Origin of the sequence: Idiomarina sp. UBA4206 (assembly GCF_002383015.1) — a bacterium.
GTDB lineage: Bacteria > Pseudomonadota > Gammaproteobacteria > Enterobacterales > Alteromonadaceae > Idiomarina > Idiomarina abyssalis.
In genome coordinates, this window is the sequence record NZ_DFTS01000025.1 from 34,375 (window position 1) to 34,901 (window position 527).

The 527-nt window shown below is 46.9% G+C and carries 1 protein-coding gene; it reads right to left on the bottom strand.

From position 1 onward, the window contains the following. Positions 1-341, bottom strand: a 341-nt coding sequence (fadR, locus tag B3180_RS05390) for a fatty acid metabolism transcriptional regulator FadR (RefSeq protein ID WP_286843433.1), incomplete at its 3' end; no start/stop codon positions are given. Between the last annotated feature and the right edge of the window lie 186 nt (positions 342-527).

Genomic DNA, 527 nt, shown 5'->3' on the forward strand with positions numbered 1-527 from the left:
CGAATATAAATAGCACTAATATTGGTGCGCGCAGATAACAGCTGATCCACAAGCTCCGGCATACCGTCTTCGTCCAAACGTGCCAGGGTTTCTAAAATATTCAGGCCGGAGGTTTCCCAAAAGTTGTTCACTTTGGTGGGTTTGCCGTGCTGAATGGTCAGCCAACCGTCACGTGCCAGACGCTGTAGCACTTCACGCAGAGTGGTTCGTGTAACACCAATAAGTTCAGACAGCTCACGCTCTGCGGGTAAGATAGTGCCCGGTGCAAAATGCCCGTTCCAGATAGATTTTACGATGTACTCCTCGGCAAAACCCGCCGGACTTTTAGCTTTTATTATCATATCCCCGCCTGTGTACTGACTAATAGAAGGATTCTAGCAGTCTTCTGTGAGGTCGGACAAGATAACTTCTGGCTTTATATCGACAACACCAAGCTATTTGGGTATGGTTTCTACGTTTTTACAGTTTCTTAAGGAAAATCACCATGCTATCTGTGGGTCAGTGGCCTAACAAACCTTTTGCCTGGT